Source organism: Streptomyces niveiscabiei, assembly GCF_001419795.1.
Taxonomy (GTDB): Bacteria; Actinomycetota; Actinomycetes; order Streptomycetales; family Streptomycetaceae; genus Streptomyces; species Streptomyces niveiscabiei.
This window is the reverse complement of sequence record NZ_LIRL01000094.1, coordinates 1-8006: the sequence shown is the minus strand read 5'-3', so window position 1 is coordinate 8006 and position 8006 is coordinate 1. Positions and strand designations below refer to the sequence as shown.

Below are 8006 nucleotides of genomic sequence, written 5' to 3'. Positions count from 1 at the left end.
TATACGAACCGGAGCGCACCGGATGACGGAAAAGGCGGTCTTGCGGGGATCGGGGGGATGTGCAGGGTGGGTGGGGAGGTTCTCGTGAGGTTCTCAGACCGGTGGCCAGGGGATCGCGGGCCACTCTCCGCTGGGTTCCGGGTGCTTTCCGGTCGTCAGCAGGTCGTCCACCCGCGCGCGGGTGGCGTCCAGCTCCGCCGGTGTGATGAGGGGCGTGAGGGTCGCGGTGAGGGCTCCGGAGGGCTCCAGGGCCCCTCTGAGGGCCTTGAGAGCCGTCAGGGCCTCTCCGGTCAGGGGCTCGCCCGCCCAGCCCCACAGGAGCGTACGGAGCTTGTTCTCGGTGTTGAAGGTGACGCCGTGGTCGATGCCGTAGAGCGGGCCGTCGGCGGTGGGCAGGAGGTGGCCGCCCTTGCGGTCGGCGTTGTTGATGACGGCGTCGAGGACGGCGAGGCGGCGCAGGCGGTCGTCGTCGGCGTGCACCAGGAGGGCGGTCTTCCCCTCCCCGACCTCGGCAAACCCGATGGCCTTCCAGCCCGGCTCCGGTTCCTGCGCGTCGACGAGCGCGAGGAGTTCGGCCTCGGGGGACGCCTCGATCCACAGCTGGCACATGCCCTCGCCGTAGGGGCCGTCGCGCAGGACGGTCGGCGGGATCAGCCCCCAGCCGGTCGCGGCGGACACCTCGTACGCGGCGACCTCGCGCTGCGCGAGCGTGCCGTCGGGGAAGTCCCACAGGGGCCGCTCCCCGGCGACGGGCTTGTACACGCAGGCCGCCTCCCGGCCGTCGTGGGTCACCGTGCAGTACAGGGCCGCGTTGGAAGCGTCGCTGATGCGCCCGCGCACGGTCAGCTCACCGCGCGCCAGGAGGAGCGTGTCCGCGGGTTCGACGGTGGTCACGCCCCTCGCCGGTATCCGTTCTGGCGCGGACATACGTGTCCCTCCGGGTCGAGCGGCAGGCTGCACAGCGGGCAGGGCGGTCGGCCCGCGTTGACGACGTCCAGGGCGCGCTTGGCGAACGCGCGCGCCTGTGCGCCGGTGAGGCGGACGCGGAGCATCGGGGGGCCGTTCTCCTCGTCCTGGAGGAGGCGTTCCTCCGCCTCGGCGAGGTCCTCCTCGGAGTCCGCGTCGAGCTCCACGAGGGCCTGCGCCTCGACGATCATGCGCTGTTCCTCGCCGTCCCAGGCGAGGGCCATGGTGCCGACCCGGAACTCCTCCTCGACAGGGGAGTCGAGGGGGCGGGTGTCGGAGTTCTCGGCGGGGGCGACGGCGGGTACGGCGGCGTTTCCGCCGCTGCGGCGCACGACCTCGTCCAGCAGTTCGTCCATGCGCTCGGCGAGCGCGGCGACCTGGGTCTTCTCCAGCGCGACGCTGGTCACCCGGGGGCCGGCGACGGCCTGGAGGAAGAAGGTACGGCGTCCGGGCAGTCCGACCGTGCCGGCCACGAAGCGGTCCGGCGGGTCGTAGAGGAACACCTGACGGGACACGTCCTGTCTCCAGTAAGAGTCGTGGGTTCGGATTACGTCCTGCGCGTGTGCGCGCGCTGTGCGGACCGCTTCACCCTACTGCGGGCGACGATCACGGTGCGCCCGCACCGCCTCCCACGGTCGCGTGCCCGGTCGGAGGTTCTTCGCGCGGGGCGAGGGAGGAGAGATCGCCGGTGTCTCCGAGGCGGATCAGGAAGGGGCGCAGGCGCGTGTAGCGGATCGCGGTGACGGAGCACGGTTCGACGGAGATCCGCTGGAACAGGTCGAGGTGCAGGCCGAGGGCGTCCGCGACGAGCGACTTGATGACGTCGCCGTGGGAGCACATCAGGTAGACCGCGTTCTCGCCGTGGTCGCGCTCCACGCGCGCGTTCCACTCGCGTACGGCCTCGGCGGCGCGGGTCTGCATGGAGCGCATGGACTCGCCGCCGGGGAAGGCGGCGGCCGAGGGGTGGGCCTGGACGACCTCCATGAGGGGGTCGCCGCTCAGTTCGGCGAGTTTGCGTCCGCTCCAGTCGCCGTAGTGGGCCTCCCCGATGCGGTCGTCGGAGTGCGCGGTGATCCCGCGCGCGTCCAGGAGGGGCCGTACGGTCTCCTGGCAGCGCTGGAGGGGGCTGGTGACGACTTCCGCTATCGGCAGTCCGTCGAGCCGTCCGGGCAGGGCGGCGGCCTGTGCGGTGCCGCGTTCGTCCAGGGCGACGCCGGGCGTCCAGCCGGCGAGCACCCCGGAGGTGTTGGCGGTGGACCTGCCGTGCCTGACGAGGATGAGGGTGGGCATGCGGCCAGGGTAGGTGTCCGCGCGTGTGCGCTGTCTCTCGGGCGAAGGGAGAATACTCTCCGTGATCGTCGACTGTGCCGTCTACCGTGACGGCCGCCGGGTGGAGGGTCCGCCGGACTTCTCCGACGCGCTGGCCGGGGCGCGGGCGTGCGGCGGCTTCGTGTGGATCGGGCTGCACGAGCCCACCGAGGACGAGTTCTCCCTCGTCACCGAGGAGTTCGGGCTCCATCCGCTGGCCGTGGAGGACGCCCTCAAGGCCCATCAGCGGCCCAAGCTGGAGGTGTACGACGACTCGCTGTTCGTGGTCCTCAAGCCGGTCGGGTACGACCAGGACCGCGACACCGTCTCGGCGGGCGAGGTGATGGTCTTCCTCGGCGAGGGCTTCGTCGTCACCGTCAGACACGGCCAGGACGCCCCTCTGGCGGCCGTACGGCACCGGTTGGAGGAGGAGCGGCCCGAACTCCTCGCGAAGGGCCCCACGGCCGTCCTGTACGCGATCTCGGACGCCGTCGTCGACCGGTACCTGGAGGTCGCCACCGAGTTGCAGACGGATCTGGAGGAGCTGGAGGCGGAGGTGTTCTCGCCGGACGGCGGGGACTCGCGCGGGGCCGCGTCGCGGATCTACACCTTCAAGCGCCAGGTCCTGGAGTTCCGGCGCGCCACCGGGCCGCTCACGCTGCCGCTGACCCGGCTGTCGGGGTCCTACGGGACGCCCGTGCCGTTCGTGCACGACACGTCCCGGCCGTTCTTCCGGGACGTCGGCGATCACCTCGCGCGCGTGAACGAGTCCGTCGAGGGGCTCGACCGGCTCGTCTCGGACATCCTGTCGGCCCACCTCGCGCAGATGAGCGTCCGGCAGAACGACGACATGCGGAAGATCTCCGCGTGGGCGGCGGTGATCGCCGTGCCGACGATGGTGTGCGGGATCTACGGCATGAACTTCGACCACATGCCGGAGCTGCGCTGGAAGTTCGGGTATCCGCTGGTGCTGGGGGTGATAGCGACGGCGTGCCTGGCCCTGTACCGGGGCTTCCGGCGCAACGGCTGGCTCTGACGGAGACCAGGCCGGTACGCCGGAAGCGAGCGCGGTACGGTCACGCCGGAAGCGGGGCCGGGCCGGAGGTACAGAGCGATCCGGTCACGCCGGAACCGCGGAGCAGCCCGGTCACCCCGCAAGCGCGGGCCGGTTCACCCGCGGGCGTACACGCTCTCCGCCCACGACGCGATCTGGCTCTCCGTGAGGTGCTGCGCGAGGTCGGCCTCGCTGATCATGCCGACGAGGCGCTTGTTCTCGATCACGGGAAGCCGGCGGATGCGGTGCCCCTGCATCTCCCGGAGCACCTCGTCGACGTCGGCTCCGGCGTCGATCCAGCGGGGCGTGCCCTGGGCCATCTGACCGGCGGTCACCTCGGCCGGGTCGTGCCCCATGGCGACGCAGCCGACGACGATGTCGCGGTCCGTGAGGATGCCGCAGAGCCGTTCGTCGGCGTCACTGATGGGCAGCGCCCCGACGTCGAGGTCGCGCATCAGCTGGGCGGCGCGGTCGAGGGTCTCGTGCATGGGGATCCACTGGGCGCCCCGGTGCATGATGTCTCCGGCGGTGGTCATGGACTACCTCCCTGGCCGGACGGCCGGCACGGCGCGGACGCGCCGCTGTCCCGGCGCCCTACATTCTTGCCGCGCATCGGGCGGGCCGCATGTCCACGAGGCGGACCCGGCGACGCCGGGAGCCCCGCCCCCCTCAGGAACCCGCAGGAACCCTCAGGCCGAGAACCCCACGACCTTCTCCGGGACGACCCGGATGACCACCCTGGCCTCGTCCTCCTTCTCCGCGGGCGGGTCGATGCCGAGGTACTTGTGCGCGAGGTCGTGCGGAAGCCGCTTCTCGGGGTCCGGGAGGATCTCGGCGCGGCCCCGGATCTCGACCGAGGCGTAGGGGTTCGCGAGGTCGAAGACCGTGACGCTGATACGGGGGTCGCGGCGCAGGTTGCGCACCTTCTGCCGGTTGTCCAGGGAGGTCAGCAGGACGGTGTCGTCCTCGCGTTTCATCCAGACCACCGAGTTGTGCGGGGCGCCGCCGGGGCCGATGGTCGCGACGGACGCGAAGTTCTTGCCGTCGAGGAGGGCGCGGACGGTGTCGTCGAAGAAGATCGTCATACCGACACCCTAGTTAGATGCACGTGCATACAACAGTGCTTCGGCCCGCTCTCCCTCGTTTGTTCGCCCTCAGCGTTTGTTCACCCTCAGCCGTTCCACGCGGGGTGCCGGGGATCGTCGGCCCGCACCAGGACGTCCGCGCTCGCCGCCGGGTCGGTCTCCCGCTCGTACCGCTCGAACGCGGGCAGCGTCCACTGCTCGCCCTCCGGGGTACGGCGGCGCAGCGAGCCCGGGGAGAGGCGGACGTGGACGCTGAGGTCGAAGGGGAACCAGTGCCGCAGCAGGAGCGGGCCGTGGAGCAGCAGGAGCCCGCCGGGCGGGAGTTCGACGTACGGGCTGCGGGTCGCGCGGTCGGTCGCCGGGTCCCACAGGTCGGGCAGGACGCGGCCGGTGCCGCCGGGTTCGAGGGGGCCGAAGACCTCGCGCCACAGCGCGCGGGTGTCGAACCAGCCGTCGTAGTAGGCGTCCACGTCCTGGTGGCCGTACTCGAAGCGGAGCGACGCGGGGCGCAGGAAGCCATGGGTGTCGACGACGCGGGAAGACCGGCCGCGCGCCCGCAGCCCCTCCGCGACCCGCGCCGCGAGATCCCCGGGCCGGGCCGCCGGCGCGCCGTCGAAGGCGATGCGCGGCCAGGAGCCGCCATCTGTCGGTTTCAGATCGAACAGCCGCTCCACCAGGAGGTCGGAGAGCCGGTCCCAAGTGATCGCTTCTAGTCGCACAGTGGTCATGATGCGCCAGAGGCGACGGCCGACGAGACGCCGGGGAGCCGGGCCTCGCTCCACGCCCGGACGCGTGCCGGGCGCTATGACATGGGCCGTACGCGTGCGCGCGCCTGCCCCACCCCCATCCCCGCCGGTTGCGGCGCGTGTCGTGGGTGCCGGACGGGCATCACTTGTGGTGACGGGGCGGGTGGGGCAGGATCTCGGCGGCGACAGGGGGGTTGACGTTCATGGTGGACGGGCCGTACGTGGCGATGGCGGTGGCCGGGGTGCTGGTGACCGGCGTCATGGCGGGCGTGTTCGCGGCGTTCTCGGTGCTGGTGATGCGGGGGCTGAGGGCGTTGCCCGCGGAGCAGGGGATCGCCGCGATGAACGCGATCAACAGGGCGGCGCTGGCGTCGGTGTTCATGTGGCTGTTCCTGGGGGCCGCGGCGGTGTGCGCGGTGGTCGCGGTGGTGACGTTCGTGCTGTGGCCGGAGCAGGGCCGGGTGGAGCTGCTGCTGGGCAGCGGGCTGTACCTGGTGGGCGCGTTCGGGGTGACGGTGACGGCGAACGTGCCGCGCAACGAGCGGCTGCTCGGGCTCGGCGCGGAGTCGGCGGAGGGGATCGCGTACTGGCCCGCGTACGTGCGCGAGTGGACGAGGTGGAACCACGTCAGGACGGTCGCCTCGGGCGCGGCGGCCCTCTCGTACGCCCTGGCGTTGGCCTGAGTTCGCCCCCTGGCGTTGGCCTGAGCTTTCCGCTCTGCGTGAGCGTCGGGGGCGTCGTATCGTGGCGGAAAGGTGCCGTCGTACGACTCGGACACGCGGAATGTGCCGGCGTGCGGCGCCCGCCGCGGATGCGGACGTGCGGACTCCCCCGAGGACATCAGCCATGGCGGACCCCAAGGGATTCATGCGCACCCCCCGTCAGGACTGGCCGCGCAGGCCCGTCGCGGAGCGGGTGCGGGACTGGGACGAGGTGTACGTGCCCGGCGCGCTGCTGCCCATCGTGGGCGCGCAGGCGGACCGGTGCATGGACTGCGGGATCCCGTTCTGCCACGACGCGTGTCCGCTGGGGAACCTGATCCCGGAGTGGAACGACCTGGTGTCGCGCGCGGACTGGCGGGCGGCGAGCGAGCGGCTGCACGCGACCAACAACTTCCCCGAGTTCACCGGCCGGCTGTGCCCTGCGCCGTGCGAGGCGGGGTGCGTGCTCGCGATCGACCAGCCCGCCGTGACGATCAAGAACGTCGAGTGCGCGATCGCCGACCGCGCCTGGGAGGAGGGGTTCGTGCCGCCCCGGCCGCCCGAGCGGCTCTCCGGGCGGACGGTCGCGGTGATCGGCTCCGGGCCCGCTGGGCTCGCCGCCGCGCAGCAGTTGACGCGGGCGGGGCACACGGTCGTCGTGTACGAGAAGGACGACCGGCTCGGCGGGCTCATGCGGTACGGCATCCCCGAGTTCAAGATGGAGAAGCGGCATCTGGAGCGCCGTATCGATCAGATGCGGGCCGAAGGGACGAAGTTCCGGACATCGACGGTCGTCGGGCGGGACGTTCCGGCGGACCGGCTGCGGGCGCGCCACGACGCGGTGGTGATCGCGACGGGCGCTTCGGCGTGGCGGGAACTTTCGGTGCCGGGCCGGGAGTTGGAAGGGATACATCAGGCCATGGAGTATCTGCCGCCGGCCAACCGGGTGTGCGAGGGGGACACGGAGGCCTCCCCGCTGTCGGCCGCCGGCAGGCACGTGGTGATCGTGGGCGGAGGTGACACGGGTGCGGACTGCCTGGGGACGGCGGTACGGCAAGGGGCCGCGTCGGTCACGCAGTTGGACATCTACGGCCGTCCCGACGCCGAGCGCGACCCCGACGCCGACCCGTGGCCGACGTACCCGAGGATCTACCGCCTCTCCGCCGCGCACGAGGAGGCGGCCGAACTCGGCACGGCACCCTCCGCCGACGCCGACGCGCGCCTCTTCGCGGCGTCCACGCTCCACTTCACCGGCGACGAGGCGGGCCGGGTGAACGCCCTCCACCTCGTCGAGGTCGACGAACACCGCACCCCCTTGGACGGCACCTCCCGGTCCCTCCCCGCCGACCTGGTCCTCCTCGCCCTGGGCTTCTCCGGCCCCGACCTCTCGGACGGCCTGCTCGACCAGCTGAACGTGTCCCTGGAACCCCGCGGCACGATCACCCGCGGACGCGACTTCGCCACGAACGTCCCGGGCGTCTTCGCCGCCGGCGACGCCGCGCGCGGACAGTCGCTCATCGTCTGGGCCATCGCGGAGGGCCGAGCGGCGGCAGCGGCCGTCGACCGCTACCTGACAGGCAGTTCGACCCTGCCGGCCCCGATCGGCCCGGACGACCGACCGATGATCGTGTGAGACCGGCGGGGGTGCGGGGCGGGTGCCGTGGGCTGGTGGGCGCCGTGGACTGATGGGCACCGTAGATCGATGGGCGGCGTCGACCGATGAGCGCCGTCGACCGATAAGGGCCGTCGACCGATGGGGACTTCGTACGGCCCAGGGGCCGGGGCCTCCCGTACAGCAGTCGGCCGCCGGGCCCGTGCGGCGAAGCTCCCCGCGTCGGTTCCGCCGAGTCCGGCTCAGGGCGGCCGGGCCGGGCGCCGACGATGGGCAGCGCGCCCGCGCGAAGCCGATCGGAGCGCGGAGCGGTGCGGGGCGGGTAGCCGGAGCACTGCGCCGAAAGCAGGCCGGAGCACCCACCGGCCGCCCGCGCACCCGCGCGAAACCCGGCCGGAGCACCGCACCGCAGGCCGCCCGCGCGCCCGCGCGGAAACCGTCCGGAGCCCCGCGCCACAGGCCGCCCGCGCGGAACCCGTCCGGAGCCCCGCGCCGCAGGCCGAAAGCGCGCCCGCGCGGAAACCGGACACAGAC

The 8006-nt window shown here is 72.5% G+C and carries 9 protein-coding genes; 3 read left to right on the top strand and 6 right to left on the bottom strand.

Features of this window, described 5'->3' with window-relative positions; translation table 11 throughout:
* Nucleotides 1-93: 93 nt before the first annotated feature.
* The 3 genes from AOK24_RS05820 to AOK24_RS05810 all read right to left on the bottom strand — a co-directional run bounded on the left by AOK24_RS05820 (nt 94) and on the right by AOK24_RS05810 (nt 2256).
* On the bottom strand, nt 94-927 hold the full coding sequence (locus AOK24_RS05820; protein WP_420876653.1) for an SCO1664 family protein: 834 nt from the start codon (nt 925-927) through the stop codon (nt 94-96).
* Entirely contained in the window at nt 891-1481 is a 591-nt protein-coding gene (locus AOK24_RS05815) for a DUF3090 domain-containing protein (protein ID WP_055718976.1), read from the bottom strand. Before AOK24_RS05815 ends, AOK24_RS05820 begins: the two co-directional genes overlap by 37 nt.
* 91 nt (nt 1482-1572) lie before the next feature.
* Nucleotides 1573-2256: a histidine phosphatase family protein gene (locus AOK24_RS05810; RefSeq protein ID WP_055718975.1), complete on the bottom strand. Its 684-nt coding sequence runs from the start codon at nt 2254-2256 to the stop codon at nt 1573-1575.
* 61 nt (nt 2257-2317) lie between these two features.
* On the opposite strand from AOK24_RS05810, the gene corA reads away from it, so the two are divergent.
* Entirely contained in the window at nt 2318-3310 is a 993-nt protein-coding gene (gene corA, locus AOK24_RS05805) for a magnesium/cobalt transporter CorA (protein WP_055718974.1), read from the top strand.
* Between the two features lie 134 nt (nt 3311-3444).
* On the opposite strand, the gene AOK24_RS05800 is transcribed toward corA, so the two are convergent.
* The 3 genes from AOK24_RS05800 to AOK24_RS05790 form a co-directional block, all read right to left on the bottom strand.
* Entirely contained in the window at nt 3445-3864 is a 420-nt protein-coding gene (locus AOK24_RS05800; RefSeq protein WP_055718973.1) for a CBS domain-containing protein, read from the bottom strand.
* A gap of 153 nt (nt 3865-4017) precedes the next feature.
* Complete coding sequence (locus AOK24_RS05795; protein WP_055718972.1) at nt 4018-4413, bottom strand: PPOX class F420-dependent oxidoreductase; 396 nt, start codon at nt 4411-4413, stop codon at nt 4018-4020.
* An 86-nt stretch (nt 4414-4499) separates the two neighbouring features.
* A complete protein-coding gene (locus AOK24_RS05790; protein WP_055718971.1) occupies nt 4500-5141 on the bottom strand; it encodes a nucleoside/nucleotide kinase family protein in 642 nt (213 codons plus the stop codon).
* A gap of 221 nt (nt 5142-5362) precedes the next feature.
* Between AOK24_RS05790 and AOK24_RS05785 the strand changes: the two genes are divergently transcribed.
* A complete protein-coding gene (locus AOK24_RS05785) occupies nt 5363-5842 on the top strand; it encodes an anthrone oxygenase family protein (RefSeq protein WP_055718970.1) in 480 nt (159 codons plus the stop codon).
* A 163-nt stretch (nt 5843-6005) separates the two neighbouring features.
* On the top strand, nt 6006-7493 hold the full coding sequence (locus tag AOK24_RS05780; protein ID WP_055718969.1) for a glutamate synthase subunit beta: 1488 nt from the start codon (nt 6006-6008) through the stop codon (nt 7491-7493).
* The last annotated feature ends 513 nt before the right edge of the window (nt 7494-8006 follow it).